General features: G+C 73.2%; 17 protein-coding genes. 9 read left to right on the top strand and 8 right to left on the bottom strand.

The features are described 5' to 3' along the window. Nucleotides 1-16: 16 nt before the first annotated feature. The 8 genes from BLW85_RS23895 to BLW85_RS23930 form a co-directional block, all read right to left on the bottom strand. Nucleotides 17-754 (bottom strand): TetR/AcrR family transcriptional regulator, encoded by a 738-nt coding sequence (locus BLW85_RS23895; RefSeq protein ID WP_070026214.1) that lies wholly within the window; start codon nt 752-754, stop codon nt 17-19. 36 nt (nt 755-790) lie between these two features. Then, a complete protein-coding gene (locus BLW85_RS23900; RefSeq protein WP_070026213.1) occupies nt 791-1,201 on the bottom strand; it encodes a VOC family protein in 411 nt (136 codons plus the stop codon). A 54-nt stretch (nt 1,202-1,255) separates the two neighbouring features. Beyond that, complete coding sequence (locus BLW85_RS23905; protein WP_074993060.1) at nt 1,256-1,795, bottom strand: hypothetical protein; 540 nt, start codon at nt 1,793-1,795, stop codon at nt 1,256-1,258. Nucleotides 1,796-1,902: 107 nt separating this feature from the next. Further along, entirely contained in the window at nt 1,903-2,682 is a 780-nt protein-coding gene (locus BLW85_RS23910; protein ID WP_070026211.1) for a succinate dehydrogenase iron-sulfur subunit, read from the bottom strand. Further along, the gene (gene sdhA, locus BLW85_RS23915) at nt 2,682-4,436 is read right to left on the bottom strand and encodes a succinate dehydrogenase flavoprotein subunit (RefSeq protein ID WP_070026210.1); all 1,755 of its coding nucleotides are present in this window, start codon (nt 4,434-4,436) and stop codon (nt 2,682-2,684) included. The genes BLW85_RS23910 and sdhA overlap by 1 nt, the downstream gene beginning before the upstream one ends. A 19-nt stretch (nt 4,437-4,455) precedes the next feature. After that, nucleotides 4,456-4,938: a succinate dehydrogenase hydrophobic membrane anchor subunit gene (locus BLW85_RS23920; RefSeq protein WP_070026209.1), complete on the bottom strand. Its 483-nt coding sequence runs from the start codon at nt 4,936-4,938 to the stop codon at nt 4,456-4,458. A 5-nt stretch (nt 4,939-4,943) separates the two neighbouring features. After that, nucleotides 4,944-5,324: a succinate dehydrogenase, cytochrome b556 subunit gene (gene sdhC / locus BLW85_RS23925; protein ID WP_071828690.1), complete on the bottom strand. Its 381-nt coding sequence runs from the start codon at nt 5,322-5,324 to the stop codon at nt 4,944-4,946. Nucleotides 5,325-5,495: 171 nt separating this feature from the next. Next, nucleotides 5,496-6,068: a 2-oxo-4-hydroxy-4-carboxy-5-ureidoimidazoline decarboxylase gene (locus BLW85_RS23930; protein WP_074993061.1), complete on the bottom strand. Its 573-nt coding sequence runs from the start codon at nt 6,066-6,068 to the stop codon at nt 5,496-5,498. Nucleotides 6,069-6,274: 206 nt separating this feature from the next. Between BLW85_RS23930 and BLW85_RS23935 the strand changes: the two genes are divergently transcribed. The 9 genes from BLW85_RS23935 (at nt 6,275) to BLW85_RS23975 (ending at nt 15,776) form a co-directional block, all read left to right on the top strand. After that, the gene (locus tag BLW85_RS23935) at nt 6,275-7,849 is read left to right on the top strand and encodes a beta-N-acetylhexosaminidase (RefSeq protein WP_070026206.1); all 1,575 of its coding nucleotides are present in this window, start codon (nt 6,275-6,277) and stop codon (nt 7,847-7,849) included. A 288-nt stretch (nt 7,850-8,137) separates the two neighbouring features. Then, on the top strand, nt 8,138-8,845 hold the full coding sequence (locus BLW85_RS23940; protein ID WP_074993062.1) for a DUF4328 domain-containing protein: 708 nt from the start codon (nt 8,138-8,140) through the stop codon (nt 8,843-8,845). 90 nt (nt 8,846-8,935) lie between these two features. Then, a complete protein-coding gene (locus BLW85_RS23945) occupies nt 8,936-9,532 on the top strand; it encodes a hypothetical protein (RefSeq protein WP_074993063.1) in 597 nt (198 codons plus the stop codon). 217 nt (nt 9,533-9,749) lie between these two features. After that, nucleotides 9,750-10,151: a hypothetical protein gene (locus BLW85_RS23950; RefSeq protein ID WP_070026382.1), complete on the top strand. Its 402-nt coding sequence runs from the start codon at nt 9,750-9,752 to the stop codon at nt 10,149-10,151. 135 nt (nt 10,152-10,286) lie between these two features. Next, nucleotides 10,287-10,904, top strand: coding sequence for an RNA polymerase sigma factor (locus tag BLW85_RS23955; RefSeq protein WP_074993064.1), 618 nt, complete (start codon nt 10,287-10,289; stop codon nt 10,902-10,904). Nucleotides 10,905-10,991: 87 nt separating this feature from the next. Then, nucleotides 10,992-11,690: a hypothetical protein gene (locus BLW85_RS23960; RefSeq protein ID WP_074993065.1), complete on the top strand. Its 699-nt coding sequence runs from the start codon at nt 10,992-10,994 to the stop codon at nt 11,688-11,690. 303 nt (nt 11,691-11,993) lie between these two features. After that, nucleotides 11,994-12,680, top strand: coding sequence for an RNA polymerase sigma factor (locus tag BLW85_RS23965; RefSeq protein ID WP_070026201.1), 687 nt, complete (start codon nt 11,994-11,996; stop codon nt 12,678-12,680). After that, the gene (locus tag BLW85_RS23970; RefSeq protein ID WP_074993066.1) at nt 12,680-13,804 is read left to right on the top strand and encodes a hypothetical protein; all 1,125 of its coding nucleotides are present in this window, start codon (nt 12,680-12,682) and stop codon (nt 13,802-13,804) included. Before BLW85_RS23965 ends, BLW85_RS23970 begins: the two co-directional genes overlap by 1 nt. 391 nt (nt 13,805-14,195) lie before the next feature. Next, the gene (locus BLW85_RS23975; protein WP_074993067.1) at nt 14,196-15,776 is read left to right on the top strand and encodes an acyl-CoA mutase large subunit family protein; all 1,581 of its coding nucleotides are present in this window, start codon (nt 14,196-14,198) and stop codon (nt 15,774-15,776) included. The last annotated feature ends 48 nt before the right edge of the window (nt 15,777-15,824 follow it).

The following is a 15,824-nucleotide window of genomic DNA, read 5'->3' on the forward strand; positions in this document are numbered from 1 at the left end:
CTTCACCCGAAAGTGATCACTCGTCCCGTCTCCGCCCCGGGTCCGGCAGGGCCCTCGTCATGCCCGGCAGGAAGTCCGTGAACAGTTCGTGCACCTCCAGGACCAGGGGGCGCAGGACGCGGAAGCGGGCCAGGGTGACGCCGCGGGCGGTCAGGCGGGCGCCGCGCCGGGCCAGGCGGTAGCTGCGTTCCCGGTCCTCGGTGCGGTCGAAGATCCAGTAGAGGACCAGGCCCATCTGGGACAGCCACATCAACTCGGGCAGTACGTCCCGCAGTTCGTCGGGCACCTTGGCCTTGGAGCCGGCCAGTACCTCCCGGTGCACCCGGATCGCCTGCTCCCGGGCGTGCTCGCTCTCCTGGGAGAAGGGGCTCAGCGGACTGTCCGGGTCCGCGGCGTTCTTGAAGAACTGCACCGCGAATTCGTGGTACGGCCGCGCGATGTCCAGCCATGCGGTGAGCACGCCCGCGAGCCGCGCCTCCAGGTCCGTCTCCCGGGCCAGGATGCCCCGAACCGCCTGCTGGTGCTCCGCCGCGATCCGGTCGTAGAACCCCTGGATCAGGTGTTCCTTGCCCTCGAAGTAGTAGTACGCGTTCCCGACGGAGACCCCGGCCTCCTGGGCGATGGCCCGCATGGTGGTCTTGTCGTACCCCCGCTCCCGGAACAGCCGCAGGGCCGTCTCCAGGATCAGCGCACGGGTCTGCTCGGACTTGCTGGGGGTACCGGCCGCCTCGGGACCGTCGTTCTTCACGGGCACGCCACAGAGCCTAACGAGTGTGCGCGCACCCCCGGATCAGCCTCTGCGGCCCAGCTCGGGGCGCCTCGTGTAGTCGGTGAGGCCGAGCACGTTGCCCCAGGGGTCGGCGATCTCCACCGTCCACCCGGTGGCCGTCTGGAACACCTCGTCCAGCGGCCGGATGCCCGCGTCGGACAGCCGCCGCGCCGCCGCCCGCGCGTCCGGCACCTCCAGCCACAGCCGCGGCGAGGGCCAGGGCGGGCTGCGGTGGCCCAGCGCCTCCTCCACCCGCAGCAGCACCCCGGGCGTCTCCGCGCCCGCGGTCAGCAGCGCGATCCCGGCCTCGTCGAACCGGAAGCCCACGCCGAAGCCGGCCCGCTCGTAGAACCCGACGGCCTCCGCGAGGTCGCCGACGGGGAGCAGCACGTTGTCGAACCCGAGCAGCTCGTACGACTCATCGTCTGACATGTCGTCACATTAGAGCGCCGTCCGGTCGGATTCCGTGATTTCCGGCCCGACGGCTCACATGCTCAGCGAACGGGCGTAGTTGACCTGGCCCATGATCGCCGGGAACGTCTCCGGACCGAGCGCCGGGACCATCGTCTGGTGGTGCCGGCCCGCGCTGGTCACGGTGATCTGGATGTAGCCGGTGGTCTTCCGCTCCTTCATCAGCAGGAAGAGCAGGCCGAGCAGGCAGAAGATGAAGAACACGATCGCGAGCACGATGGCGTGCGTCGGTATCTTCTCCTCGGTGTGCGACATGTCCGTCGCGTTCCATATCGCCCCGCGCAGCGGCATCGCACCGGCGGGCGTGAGGATCTGGTCGCCGACCACCGTGATGTCGCCGAGGGCGAGCAGCGGCGCACCGCCCCCGGGCGCCGGGGCGCCGGGCTGCTGGGGGTAGCCGTACCCCTGCGCGGGCGCGCCGCCGGGGTAGCCGTAGCCGGGCGGCGGGGTGTCCGCCGGGTAGCCGTAACCGGCCGCCGGGGTGCCGGGCGGGGTGGGCGGCTTCCCCGGGCCCCACTGGCCGGAATCGCCCTGGTACGGATTCTGCTCGGTCACGCTGGTCCCCCGTTTGAAGTGTGGTGGGCGGCTGAACTCGGTTGCGGCGAGGGGCCGTTCCCCGCCATCGCGGTGAACGGCCCCTCGCATTGTGCCAGGCGGCTGGGTCAGTAGCGGCGCGTGATCAGCGCACGCTTGACTTCCTGGATCGCCTTGGTGACCTCGATGCCACGGGGGCAGGCGTCGGTGCAGTTGAAGGTCGTACGGCAGCGCCACACGCCGTCGCGGTCGTTCAGCACCTCCAGCCGCTGCTCCCCGGCCTCGTCACGCGAGTCGAAGATGAAGCGGTGGGCGTTGACGATCGCGGCCGGGCCGAAGTACTGGCCGTCGTTCCAGAACACCGGGCAGGACGACGTGCACGCGGCGCACAGGATGCACTTGGTGGTGTCGTCGAAGCGGGCCCGGTCCTCCGCGGACTGGAGGCGCTCACGCGTGGGCTCGTTCGTCTCCTTGGTGATCAGGAACGGCATCACGTCCCGGTACGCCTGGAAGAACGGCTCCATGTCCACGACCAGGTCCTTGAGGACCGTCAGGCCCTTTATGGGCTCGATCGTGATCGGCTTCTCGGGGTTGATGTCCTTGATCAGCGTCTTGCAGGCAAGGCGGTTCTTGCCGTTGATCCGCATCGCGTCCGAGCCGCAGATGCCGTGCGCGCACGAGCGGCGGAAGGTGAGGGTGCCGTCGATGTCCCACTTGATCTTGTGGAGACCGTCGAGGACACGCTCCTTGGGGTCGATCTCCAGCTGGAAGTCTTCCCAGGTGGCCTCCGCCGAGACCTCCGGGTTGAACCGGCGGACCCGGAAGGTGACCGTGATGTAGGGGGAGTCGGCGAATCCGGGCTCGGGCCGGCCGGCCGCGTCCGCCTTGTCCAGAACAGGGGTAGCCATCAGTACTTACGCTCCATCGGCTGGTAGCGGGTCTGGACGACCGGCTTGTAGTCGAGACGGATGGACTCGGTGCCGTCGTCGCCGACCTCGCGGTACGCCATGGTGTGGCGCATGAAGTTGACGTCGTCGCGGTTCGGGTAGTCCTCGCGGTAGTGACCGCCGCGGGACTCCTTGCGGGCCAGGGCCGACGTGGCCATGACCTCGGCCAGGTCGAGCAGGTTGCCCAGCTCGATGGCCTCCAGCAGATCCGTGTTGAACCGCTTGCCCTTGTCCTGGATGGACACGTTCTTGTAGCGCTCGCGCAGTTCGGCGATCTTCTCGACCGCCGTCTTGATCGTCTGCTCGGTGCGGAACACCATGACGTTGGCGTCCATGGTCTCCTGCAGCTCGCGGCGCAGCGTCGCCACCCGCTCGTTGCCGGTGGAGTTGCGCAGCCGCTCGATCGTCTCGACGACGAACGACTCCGGGTTCTCCGGCAGCTCGACGAAGTCCGCCTTGTGGGCGTACTCCGCGGCGGCGATGCCCGCGCGGCGGCCGAAGACGTTGATGTCCAGCAGCGAGTTGGTGCCCAGGCGGTTGGCGCCGTGCACCGACACGCAGGCGACCTCGCCGGCGGCGTACAGACCCGGCACGACGGTGGTGTTGTCCGCCAGGACCTCACCCTCGACGTTGGTCGGGATGCCGCCCATGGCGTAGTGCGCGGTGGGCTGGATCGGGATCGGGTCCGTGTAGGGCTCGATGCCGAGGTAGGTGCGCGCGAACTCGGTGATGTCCGGGAGCTTCGCGTCCAGCTGCTCCGGCGGCAGGTGGGTGAGGTCCAGGTACACGTGGTCGCCCTCGGGGCCGCAGCCGCGGCCCTCGCGGATCTCCGTGTAGATGGAGCGGGACACGACGTCACGCGACGCCAGGTCCTTCATGACGGGAGCGTACTTCTCCATGAAGCGCTCGCCGTCCTTGTTGCGCAGGATGCCGCCCTCACCGCGGGCGCCCTCGGTGAGCAGGATGCCCATGCGCCAGATGCCGGTCGGGTGGAACTGGAAGAACTCCATGTCCTCCAGCGGCAGGCCCCGGCGGTAGCACGCGGCCTGGCCGTCACCGGTCAGGGTGTGCGCGTTGGAGGTCACCTTGAAGAACTTGCCGGTGCCGCCGGAGGCGTAGATGACCGACTTCGCCTGGAAGATGTGGATCTCGCCGGTCGCCAGCTCGTAGGCGACGACACCGGCCGACTTCTTGACGCCGTCGACCTCGCTGATCAGCTGGTCCAGGACGTAGAACTCGTTGAAGAACTCCACGCCCTCCTTGACGCAGTTCTGGTACAGCGTCTGGAGGATCATGTGGCCGGTGCGGTCGGCCGCGTAGCAGGCACGGCGGACCGGGGCCTCGCCGTGGTTGCGGGAGTGGCCGCCGAAGCGCCGCTGGTCGATGGTGCCGTTCGGGGTCCGGTTGAACGGCAGACCCATCTTCTCCAGGTCGAGGACGGCGTCGATGGCCTCCTTCGCCAGGATCTCGGCGGCGTCCTGGTCGACCAGGTAGTCACCGCCCTTGATCGTGTCGAAGGTGTGCCACTCCCAGTTGTCCTCCTCCACATTGGCCAGCGCGGCGGCCATGCCGCCCTGCGCGGCGCCTGTGTGGGAGCGGGTGGGGTAGAGCTTGGTCAGCACCGCGGTGCGGCTGCGCTTCGTCGCCTCGATGGCGGCGCGCATGCCCGCGCCACCGGCGCCGACGATGACGGTGTCGTACTTGTGGATCTTCATGATTCTCGCAGCCCCGTGCCTAGCGGATGTTCGGGTCGAAGGTGAAGATCACCAGCGTGCCCAGCAGGATGGTCCACACCGTGGCGGTGTACAGCAGGGCCTTCAGCCACATGCGGGACGCAGGCCGCTCGGCGTAGTCGTTGATGACCGTGCGCAGGCCGTTGGCGCCGTGCAGCATCGCGAGCCACAGCATGGCCAGGTCCCAGACCTGCCACCACGGGGAGGCCCAGCGGCCGGCGACGAAGGCGAAGCCGACCTTGGAGACGCCGCCGTCCAGGACCAGCTGGATCAGCAGGTGGCCGAGGACGAGGACGACCAGCACGATGCCGGACAGGCGCATGAACAGCCACGCCGCCAGCTCGAAGTTGCCGCGGGTGGACTTCGGGGTCTTCTTGGTCCGCTTGCGCGGGGCCTCGATCAGCGGGGCCGGGTTGTCCACGTTGTAGACGGCGGCACCCTCGACGGGGCCGACCCCGGAGGCGGTGGTTTCAGTGGTAGACATCGGCGTCAGCTCCCGAACAGAACACGAGCGGCGTGGCCGAGCACGGGGTAGATCGCGCCGAGCATGAGGACGACCCAGACACCCATCACGGTCCAGAACATCTGCTTCTGGTAGCGCGGGCCCTTCGACCAGAAGTCGACGGCGATGATGCGCAGGCCGTTGAGCGCGTGGAAGAGGATGGCGGCGACGAGGCCGTACTCCAGCAGCGCGACGATCGGCGTCTTGTACGTGGCCACGACCTTGTCGTAGGCCTCGGGGGAGACACGCACGAGAGCGGTGTCCAGTACGTGAACGAACAGGAAGAAGAAGATGAGGACGCCGGTGACTCGGTGAGCCACCCAGGACCACATTCCTTCCCGGCCGCGGTACAGCGTTCCAGCCGGCACGGAAGAACCCTCCGGGAGCGGGGACTAGGGCCGCGCCGGCTTCACTGTCGGTCGGGCCCGGCCGGGTACGGTCCACCGGCCCCCGACATGGTATCCATGCGGCGGGGTGACGCTTACGGGGGGCCTACCGGTGTGATCAAACTGGCACCGGATGGGGGAGCCGGGGGCCGCTCATCTGCCCGGCGCGGGCGCGTTGGGGCTGGTCGCGCCCAGTGGCGGCGCCGCTGGTGAGTGCGGCCCCGGGCCCCGGAGGAACGTGCCCAGCCGGCCCCTCGCCAGGCGGCGGAGCTCGTCCGCGGCTATCGCGCGCTCCTCGTCCGGATCGTTCGCCGATCGTGACCGGATGGCCTCCAGGATGCGGTCGGCGGTCTCGGCCGGAGGGGTGTCGCCGAGGTAGATGACGAACACATGCCCGAATCTGGCCTCGTAGGCGGCGTGCTGCGCGTCCAGTGCCATGTGGGCGGCCGAATAGGTGTCCGCCGGGAGGGTGGGCAGGGACTCGTGCGCCAGGGCCCGTGTGATGTCCGCCGGGGGCAGGTCGTACGCCGCCTCGTCCGCCGCGGCCAGGAGGGCGTCCAGGTCGGGGTAGGGGCGGTGGGCCGCGACGCGGTGCGACCAGCGGGGGCTGTGCAGGCAGCGCAGCAGGAGGGCACGGGCCTCGCCGGCGGGCGCCGCGTTGAACGCGTCGAGGGGGCGGGGCAGATGCGGAGGGCGGTGTCCGGGCAGCGTGAATCCTCGCGTCACAGGGGGTGTGGCAGGGGAATGCTGTGAAAGATGTGTCGTCAGGTTATCGAGAGTGGTCACTCTGTGTCCTCGCGATGCCTGAAATTCACCCGGACGGGAGAGTTTGCGAGCGTTCAGGTGACCGTTCGAGTGGCGAAGGGCCGTACGTTGGCTGAGTGACCCAGCACAGGCGCCGGGCGACGGCGCAACAGGTGAAGCGGAAGCGGATGGCGGTGGCCGCCGCGGTGGTCGGGACCGTCGCGCTCGGCACGGGTGTCGGGGTGTGGGCCTCGTCCGGTGGCGGCGCGGGACAGGGCTCCGGGCGGGCGACCGTCGCGGACACCGGCTCCCCGGCGAGTCCCTCGCCCACCCGCTCGTACCCGATGTCGAAGGCACCGCAGACCATTCCCGCGGTGCGCTCCCACACCCCGGCCCGCGGGCCGGGGTGGCAGCCGCGCAAGGGCGCCCGCGTGGTGGTCGGCGACGCGTCGCTGGCCGACGAGGGCCGGCTGATAGCCGGTGAGCTCGGTCTGACCTACGCGGGCCAGAAGAACGACACCAAGGCGGGGGACGTGCGCCTGGCTCTGGCCGGCGGCGGCAACCAGGAGTCGTACACGATGAACGTCCACGGCGGACGGGTCGACATCAGCGGCCCCGGCCAGGCGGGCGTCTTCTACGGCACCCGGACCCTCAAGCAGGAGGTCCACGGCGGTGGCACGGCGCCGGAGGGCGTCGTGCGCGACGAGCCGGCCAAGCCGGTGCGCGGGTTCATGCTGGACATCGCGCGCAAACCGTACTCCGAGTCCTGGATAGAGGACCGGATACGGGAGCTGGGGGACCTGAAGTTCAACGAACTGGGGCTGCACTTCTCCGACGACCAGGCCTTCCGGATCGAGTCCAGCAGCCACCCGGAGATCGTCTCCGCGGACCACCTCACCAAGGCCCAGGTCAGACGGATCGTGGACCTGGCGAACAGCCGGCACATCACCCTCGTGCCCGAGCTCGACTCGCCGGGGCACCTCGGCGCCGTCCTCGCCGCCCACCCCGACCTCCAGCTGCGCAACCGCAACGGAGTGGTCACCAAGGGCGCGATCGACATCTCCAAGCCCGGCTCGGCCAAGCTGGTCGACGACCTGCTGAACGAGTACGCGGGCCTGTTCACCGGCGACCAGTGGCACATGGGCGGCGACGAGTACACCGCGCTCATGGCGAGCAACCCCCAGACCGCCTATCCGCAGCTGGCCGCGGCCGCGCGGGCGAAGTTCGGCGCGAACGGCAACGTCGCCGACCTCGCCACCGCCTGGCTCAACGACCGCGCCGCCACCGTCCGCGCCCACGGCAAGACGCTGCGCGCCTGGAACGACGGCTTTTACCGCAGCGCCACCGCCGTACGGCCCGCGGGCGATCTCCAGGTCGCCTACTGGACCGGCAAGGAGATCGGCGCCCGGCAGCCGGAGGAGTACCTGAGCGCCGGCCGCAAGCTGATCAACTACAACGACGAGTTCCTCTACTACGTCCTCGGCCAGCCGCAGACCTTCGTGTACCCGACCGGCCAGCGGATCTACGAACAGTGGACCCCTCGGGTGGTGCGCGGCACCGCCGCCGTCCCGGCGCGCTACGACGGGCAGATCCTCGGCGGCACCTTCGCGGTCTGGGGCGACTTCCCCAACGCGCAGACGCCGGACCAGGTCGCGGCCGGGATCCGGATGCCGCTGCGGGCCACCGTGCAGAAACTCTGGGACCCGCGCACGCCCGCGCTGTCCTGGACGCAGTTCAAGGCACTGGCGAACCGGCTGGGCTGAGGCGCCGACGGTCCGGCGGGGCCCTGAGGCACGGGCGGCCGGGCCGGAGGGCCGAGCGGCCGGGGCGAAGGGCGGGGGAGCGGCCGGGGAGCGGGCGGGTGGAGCGACCCCGCCCGCTCTCTGCCGGTTCCGGCCGGGGGCCGGACGCAACCGGCGAAATCCGTGGACACGGAACGATCTTCGGCCGTATCTTCCGGTGTTCGCCTTTCCGGCCGGCCGGCCGCTCGCAGGCCGCACGCCGCACGCCGCCCGCCGGTCACCGTCATCACCTCGGGGGAAGCTCAGCCCATGGCCACACCCATGCCCGTCCCACCCGTGCCCGCCGGTCCCCTCGGCGCCCCGCCCCCGGCCCGGCTGCGCTCGCCCGCCGGGCTCGGCCTGGCCACCGCGGTACTGCTGGGGGCGGCCGTCGCCGCCGACCTGTTCGCCTGCGTCGCGGACCTGGGCGAGATGAACGTCGCCCAGGACCTGATGGGCGGCGCCACCGGCGCGGACATCGTCCACCGGGCCGACCGCGCCGACACCCTCTACGGCTCCGCCGGCATCACCCAGGGCGTCACCCTGGTGGCGACGATGGTCGTCTACCTGTGCTGGCTGTGGCGGGTGCGGGTGAACGCCGAGGCGTTCCGGCCGGACGGGCACCGGCTGAAGCGGGGCTGGGTGATCGGCGGCTGGTTCTGCCCGATCGTGAACCTGTGGTTCCCGCGCCGGGTCGTGCTGGACAGCTGGACGGCCAGCACCCCGCCGGGTGCCCGGGTCCGGCGCGCCCCGGTCAACGCCTGGTGGACGCTGTGGATCCTCGGCCTGCTGCTCGGCCGGCCCGCGGCGACGCGATTCGGCGACGCCGACACCCCGGCGCAGCTGGCCTCCGCCGCCCGGCTGATGCTCGTCTCCGACGGGCTCGACGCGGCGGCCGGCATCCTCGCCGTCGTGGTCGTCCTCCATCTGACCCGGATGCAGCGGCACCGGCTGCTCGCCGCCCCCGTGTTTGGCTGAAACCGAACGGCTGTGACACTCCCGCCCCCGCGCACGCAGTAAGGGGAGTCACGGGTCCCGTACCGGTCGGAACCCAGAACGGGGGGCTTCATGAGCCTGGTGGAACTGATCGCGCGGGCCGACGAGCGGGGACTGGCCGCGGGCGGACTGGCTTGTTTGGATCGGTGCCTGCCGCTGCTCGGCGAGGACGACGAGCTGCTGCGCCCGCTGTGGGGGAGCCTCGCCGACGGCGCCGACTGGAGCGGCCACCTGGAGCGGGCGCGGGCCGTGTGCGGGACGGGCGGGGAGGCTGACTCGTCCGGTGTGTCCGGCGCGTTCGGCGCCGAGGCCGTCCGGCTGGCCCGGCACATGCTGGACACGGCCCCCGCCGAGCGCACCGCCGAGGCCCTGCGCCCCTGGGCGGACGCCTGCTCGCTCGCCTCCCTGCGCATCCACCGCCTGCTCGACCCGGCAGCCGATGCCGCCCCGGACGATGCCGCCCCGGCGGCCGCGCGTGCCGGCGAGGCCGAGGAGCCGTCCCCGCTGGTCGCCGCCGAGCTGCGCCGCCAGATCGCCGTCCTCGAACTCCTCGCCGGGCACGGCGGGCAGGGCCTGCGCCATGCCCTGGAGCTGTCGGGGGAGGGGCGGCGGGTGCTGCGCGCGGTGGTCTCCCGGCGGGCCCGGGGCACCGCCGGTACCGTCCGCTGACACCCCCGCGGGACGGCTCCCCGGGTGCGCGTCCTGTGCCGGTCGTGCGGTGGAGGTGGGGCGGTCCTGCGCCGGTTGTCGGGAGGCGGCCGCCAGGCGTGACGGAAGCCGGGCCCCGCTCGCTCTTCCTTATGTGAACGCCCATGTGACAGCCCCTGTGACAGCCCGTGTGCCGGCCCGTGCGACCGCCGGTGCGCCGGCCGACGCGTCGGCCGGTGTGACCGCCCCCGACGGCACCGCGCCGCAGCGGACCAGGCCCCAGGCCGCCGTGAAGCCCGTGCGCTGGGCGGCGGACGCGGTCGCGGCCATGCGCGAGGGCGCCCGGCTGCGTCTCGACTACTCGGCGCAGAGCCTGTGGCGGGTGGACCGGGTGATCGAGGAGATACGGCGCGAGGGGGCGCCGAAGGAGGCCGTGGACAGCGTGCTGCGCGGCTTCGGCGCCTACGCCGGGGAGGTGGTCGTCCGGCACACCGGCGGCGAGTGGTGGGCGACCGGCGGCGAGCACTGGGTGCGCACGCCCGACGGCCGGCTCTGGGACCCCATCGAGGAGGCCCGTCGCTGCTACACCGGCCACGGCTCGCTGCGCCTGCTGTGCCGGGACGCGACCGCCGTCGTCTGACGGCCCATCGGCCCGCTGTGACACTTCCGTGCGGGCGGACGCTGATGACCATGGAGGGCGACAGACACGGCCGGAGCGTGTCACACCGTGCGGGACGCCCCGCGGTGGCCTGAACTCGGCACGACGAGGACGGTCTTGGGCCAGGGAGGGGACCCCCGCCGCCGGTGGCCGCGGGACGCGGAACTGGGCGCGGCCGTCGCACGGGCCCAGGACGGCGACGAGACGGCGTTCGCGGTGGCCTACCGGCTCGTGCAGCCCGGCCTGCTCGGTTACCTGCGCGGCCTGGTCGGCGAGGACGCGGAGGACGTGGCCGCCGACGCCTGGCTGGAGATCGCCCGGGACCTGGGCCGGTTCAGCGGGGACGGCGCCGGCTTCCGGGGCTGGACCGCGGCCATAGCCCGCCACCGCGCCCTGGACCATCTGCGCCGCCGCCGCACCCGGCCCCGGACCACCGCGCTCGAACAGGACGTGCTGGAGCTGCCCGGACCGCACAGCACCCACGACCAGGCGCTGGAGTCCCTGTCCACCGCGCGCGCCCTGGACCTGGTGCGCGCCCTGCCCCGGGACCAGGCCGAGGCCGTGCTGCTCCGGGTGGTCGTCGGTCTCGACGGCCCCGCCGCCGCCCGCGTGCTCGGCAAGCGCCCCGGCGCCGTGCGCACCGCCACCCACCGCGGCCTCAAGCGCCTCGCCCGCCGGCTGCCCGGCCGGGGCACGGCGGACGAGGCCCCCGGAGCGCCGGGGGAGCCGGCGTGAGGGGCGCGGGCCGGGCACGGGCGTGCGCGCGCGACAGGGGCGGTGCCGGCGGGGCGCCGGGTGCGGGGGACGAGGACGGGAACGGGCATGGGTGAGCGGAAGGGCGGCGGTCGGGTGTCCGGGCGGCGGCGCGGGGGCACGGGCGTGCCCTTGCCGAGGCGCGGCGACGCGGACCTCGGCGTCGGCGAGTTCGAGGCGCGGTTCGGCGCGGCGCTGCGGGTGTACGACGCGGATCCCGAGGCCGAGCGCCGGGCCGTCGCCGCCTTCCGCGGTGCCCGCGCCGCCGGGACCCGCCCTTCCCGGACCCGGCCCCGCGACGACTGGCGGCCCACGGCGCGGCGCCGTGCGCTGCGGACCGTGCTGTCGGTGACGCTGGCGTCCCTCGCGTTGGGCGGGGCCGCCACCGCGGCGATCGGCTCCGCCGGGTCCGGCACCCGCGCCGCCCCGCACCCCGTCGTACGCCCGGCGGCACCCGCCGCGGGCACACCGCGCCCCGCGGGCCCGGCCCCCTCGTCCGGTACGGTCACCCGGCCGAGCGGCATCCCGCGGTCCACCGCCCCCGCCCCGCGCCCGCCCCGTCCGGCGACCGCCCGCGACACCCCGGCCCACTGCCGGGCCCACGGGAAAGCGGGGCGGTGGGGCCAGGCGCCGGATGCCACGGCCTGGCGGCAAATCGTCGCGGCGGCGGGCGACCCGGAGCTGGTCGCCGCGCACTGCGCGACCCCGAAAGCGGACAAAACCGGCAAAAGCGGCGGAAGTTCGCAAGCGAACGACGGTAAGAAGTGAGCGCCGAAGGGTAAGAGGCGAGCGGCAGGACGCCGGGCAGGGCGACGGCCGGGGCCGCCACCCCCCACAGGAGAGGCCCCGGCCGTCGCGCTGAGGGCCGCGCGGCGACCCGTACTCCCTACAGCGCCGCCCGTGCGTTTTCTGTCACACCCCGGCCGCTTTCGGTCCGCACCGGATGCTCACCCTGCGCACACCCGCACCCGGTCACGAGTTAGTTGCATCTTCTACGGACATGGACGAAGAAAGGTTTCACGCCGTAACGTGCCATTCGCGCCGACCGGAGACAGGCGTAAAGGGAGTGCGGTGCTGGGGGACGACGCGGAGCTGACCACCGCGGTGCGTGCGGCACAGGACGGTGACGAGAGCGCCTTCCGCACGGTGTACCGCGCGGTACACCCGCGCCTGCTCGGATACGTGCGCACGCTGGTCGGCGATCCGGACGCCGAGGACGTGGCCTCCGAAGCCTGGCTGCAGATCGCCCGGGACCTCGGCCGGTTCAGCGGCGACGCCGACCGCTTCCGCGGCTGGGCCGCCCGGATCGCCCGCAACCGCGCCCTGGACCACATCCGGATGCGCGGCCGCCGCCCGGCGATCGGCGGCGACGAGACCGAACTGACCGGCCGGGCAGCCGAGTCCGACACCGCGGGCGAGGCCATCGAGGCGCTCACCACCGGCAACACCCTCTCCCTCATCGCGCGGCTCCCGCAGGACCAGGCCGAGGCGGTCGTCCTGCGCGTGGTGGTCGGTCTGGACGCCAAGTCCGCGGCCGAGACCCTCGGCAAACGCGCCGGGGCCGTCCGCACCGCCGCGCACCGCGGCCTCAAACGGCTCGCGGAACTGCTGGGCGACGACCCGGAGGCCGCGGGCGTGCTCGACGCGCTGCCGCCTCCCCGGACGGCCGAGCGGGCCGTCCAGCGAGAACCGCGCCGCCGCGCGGTGACGTCCGGCACTGTGACGCATACGCGAGCGCGGACGCAGAAGGACATGTGATGGCCGACGAGCAGGACAAGTGGCTGAACCGGGAGACGGCGGAGCGCCTGCTCGCCGGGGAGGCGGCGGAGGCCGTCGACGCGTCCGCCGCCGACCGCGCGGAACGCCTCTTCGAGCTGCTCGGCGCGCTGTCCGCGGAGGCGGCCCCGGCCACCTCCGAACTCCCCGGCGAGCAGGCCGCCCTGGCCGCGTTCCGCAAGGCCCGCGACGCCGCCGCGGAGGAGCGCGCCGCCGCGCCCGGCGGCCGCCCCGGCGCGAGCACCCGCGGACACGACGCGGGCCTGGTCCGCATCGGCGCCCGCACCGAAGCCCCCGCCCGCCGCCCCGCCTGGCGCCGCCCGGTGCGCCTCGCGCTGGCCGCGGTGGTGGCGGCCGGCACCCTCGGCGGGGTCGCCGTGGCCGCCGGCAGCGGAGTGCTGCCCACGCCGTTCGACGAGGAGCGCCCGGCCCCCGCGGCCAGCGCCACCGCCTCCGGCCGGCCGCTCGCCCCGGCCACCACCCCGCAGGCACCCACCGGCACCGCCGCTCCCGGCGGCGCCACGGGCACCGCCCGATCCGGCGGCTCCGACCGCGCCACCGGCCCGGACGGCCGCACCGGCACGGGCACGCGCCCCGGCTCCGGCGCGCCCAGCGCCCCCGGCGGCCGGTGGAGCGGCGCCGCCACGGCCTGCCGGGACCTGCGCGCCGGCACCGGCCTCGGCGCGGACCGCAGACGCGCGCTGGAGACCCTGGCGGGCGGCTCCGCCCGGGTGGCCCAGTACTGCAAGCTGCTCCTGACCACCGGCGAGCACACCGCCGTCAGCCCGACCCCCGGCAAGGGCGGCGACGACGGCGGCCGCGGCCAGGGCGAAGGCCGCGGCGCGGGCCGGGGCTCCGGGCAGGGCGGGGGCGGCGACCAGAACGGCAACGGCCAGGGCGGTGACGACGACAGCCACCCCGGCAACGGCAACGGCAAGGGGAGCGGACTGGGCAAGGGCGGCGGCCGGGGTTCCGGCGCGGGCCAGGTCCGCATCCGGCAGCGCGATGGCGCCACGCCCGCCCCGGAACCCTCCGCCCACGGCCCCCGGCGCCCTCGCGCCACCGCCGGCGCACCCAGCGGATCCCCGTCCCCATCACCCTCCTGACCTGCTGTTTCACCAGGCTGGGAAAATTTCTTCGCGCAGGGTGTGACACTTTTCGGCCCCCGGACGCAGTACCAAGTGAGCCGACTGGTCATCGGCTGTTGCACCGAGCCGGGGTTCCCCCCGTACCCACGGCTCGTGCACCCGGCGCGGGCGGGACATGTTCCCCCGGTCCCGCCCGCGCCCCATACTCATCGCCTCCGCCGGCCTCGCCGCCCGCCCGCGTCCCCGGTGGACAGCCGCGCGAGACCCCCTCTCCCCGGACGCCGACGCACCCAGCCCTCGTCCCCGCGGCGGGAGCGCCGAGGCCGCACGCTCCGGACGCCTCTCCGCGTGACCGCCGTCGGAGCGCGGGGCATGGTGGGGAGGTACGGAACGTCCTGCGGAGGCGGTTATGGCGCGTGAGTCGGAGTCGGGCCTGCCGATCGAGCCGGTGTACGGGCCGGACGCCCTGACCGGCTGGGACCCCGCGGACAGGCTCGGGGAGCCGGGGGCGTACCCCTTCACCCGAGGGGTCTACCCCAGCATGTACACCGGCCGCCCCTGGACGATGCGCCAGTACGCCGGTTTCGGCACGGCCGCCGAGTCCAACGCCCGCTACCGGGAGCTGATCGCCCACGGCACCACCGGGCTGTCCGTCGCCTTCGACCTGCCCACCCAGATGGGCCACGACTCCGACGCGCCCCTCGCGCACGGCGAGGTCGGCAAGGTCGGCGTGGCCATCGACTCGATCGAGGACATGCGGGTGCTGTTCGACGGCATCCCGCTGGACCGGGTGTCCACGTCGATGACGATCAACGCCCCGGCCGCGCCGCTGCTCCTGCTGTACCAGCTGGTGGCGGAGGAGCAGGGGGTGCCGGCGGACCGGCTGACCGGCACGGTCCAGAACGACGTGCTCAAGGAGTACATCGCCCGCGGCACCTACATCTTCCCGCCCAGGCCCTCGCTGCGGCTGACGGCGGACGTCTTCCGGTACTGCACGGCCGAGATCCCGAGGTGGAACACCATCTCCATCTCCGGCTACCACATGGCCGAGGCGGGCGCGTCCCCCGTGCAGGAGATCGCCTTCACCCTGGCCGACGGCATCGAGTACGTGCGCACCGCGATCGCGGCCGGGATGGCCGTTGACGACTTCGCCCCGCGTCTGTCCTTCTTCTTCGTCGCCCGCACGACGTTCCTGGAGGAGGTGGCCAAGTTCCGGGCCGCGCGCCGGATCTGGGCCCGGGTGATGCGGGAGGAGTTCGGCGCGCGCGACCCCAAGTCGCTGATGCTGCGCTTCCACACCCAGACCGCCGGGGTGCAGCTGACCGCGCAGCAGCCGGAGGTGAACCTGGTGCGGGTCGCGGTCCAGGCCCTCGGCGCGGTCCTCGGCGGCACCCAGTCCCTGCACACCAACTCCTTCGACGAGGCGATCGCGCTGCCCACCGCCACCGCCGCGCGGCTCGCCCTGCGCACGCAGCAGGTGCTGGCCCACGAGACGGACGTGACGGCGACGGTCGACCCGTTCGCCGGGTCCTACGCGGTGGAGCGGATGACCGACGACGTGGAGGAGGCGGCCGTCGAGCTGATGCGCGAGGTCGAGGAGATGGGCGGCGCGGAGGCCGCGATCGAACGGGGCTTCCAGAAGGCCGAGATCGAGCGCAACGCCTACCGCATCGCCCAGGAGACCGACTCCGGCGAGCGGGTGGTGGTCGGCGTCAACCGCTTCCGGCTGGACGAGGAGGAGCCCTACGCGCCGCTGCGCGTGGACCCCGCCATCGAGGCCCGCCAGTGCGAACGCCTCGCCCGGCTGCGCGCCGGACGCGACCGGGGCGCGGTCGACTCGGCCCTGACCGCGCTGGCGAAGGCGGCCGAGGGCGAGGACAACGTCCTCTACCCGATGAGGGAGGCGCTGCGGGCGCGGGCCACGCTGGGCGAGGTGTGCGGGGCGCTGCGCGAGGTGTGGGGGAGTCACGTGCCGAGCGACGCGTTCTGAGCCGGGACCGGTGAGGGGTCACCGCCAGGTCCCGTTGTCGTACCCCCG

It is taken from the genome of Streptomyces misionensis (assembly GCF_900104815.1).
Classification (GTDB): domain Bacteria; phylum Actinomycetota; class Actinomycetes; order Streptomycetales; family Streptomycetaceae; genus Streptomyces; species Streptomyces misionensis.

What these genes read in the sequence shown, in the direction of transcription:
- BLW85_RS23900 (WP_070026213.1), bottom strand. Translation starts at nt 1,201, where the DNA reads ATGTCAGACGATGAGTCGTACGAGCTGCTCGGGTTCGACAACGTGCTG.
- BLW85_RS23910 (WP_070026211.1), bottom strand. Translation starts at nt 2,682, where the DNA reads ATGGCTACCCCTGTTCTGGACAAGGCGGACGCGGCCGGCCGGCCCGAG.
- sdhA (WP_070026210.1), bottom strand. Translation starts at nt 4,436, where the DNA reads ATGAAGATCCACAAGTACGACACCGTCATCGTCGGCGCCGGTGGCGCG.
- BLW85_RS23920 (WP_070026209.1), bottom strand. Translation starts at nt 4,938, where the DNA reads ATGTCTACCACTGAAACCACCGCCTCCGGGGTCGGCCCCGTCGAGGGT.
- BLW85_RS23935 (WP_070026206.1), top strand. Translation starts at nt 6,275, where the DNA reads ATGGCGGTGGCCGCCGCGGTGGTCGGGACCGTCGCGCTCGGCACGGGT.
- BLW85_RS23940 (WP_074993062.1), top strand. Translation starts at nt 8,138, where the DNA reads ATGGCCACACCCATGCCCGTCCCACCCGTGCCCGCCGGTCCCCTCGGC.
- BLW85_RS23945 (WP_074993063.1), top strand. Translation starts at nt 8,936, where the DNA reads ATGAGCCTGGTGGAACTGATCGCGCGGGCCGACGAGCGGGGACTGGCC.
- BLW85_RS23960 (WP_074993065.1), top strand. Translation starts at nt 10,992, where the DNA reads ATGGGTGAGCGGAAGGGCGGCGGTCGGGTGTCCGGGCGGCGGCGCGGG.
- BLW85_RS23970 (WP_074993066.1), top strand. Translation starts at nt 12,680, where the DNA reads ATGGCCGACGAGCAGGACAAGTGGCTGAACCGGGAGACGGCGGAGCGC.
- BLW85_RS23975 (WP_074993067.1), top strand. Translation starts at nt 14,196, where the DNA reads ATGGCGCGTGAGTCGGAGTCGGGCCTGCCGATCGAGCCGGTGTACGGG.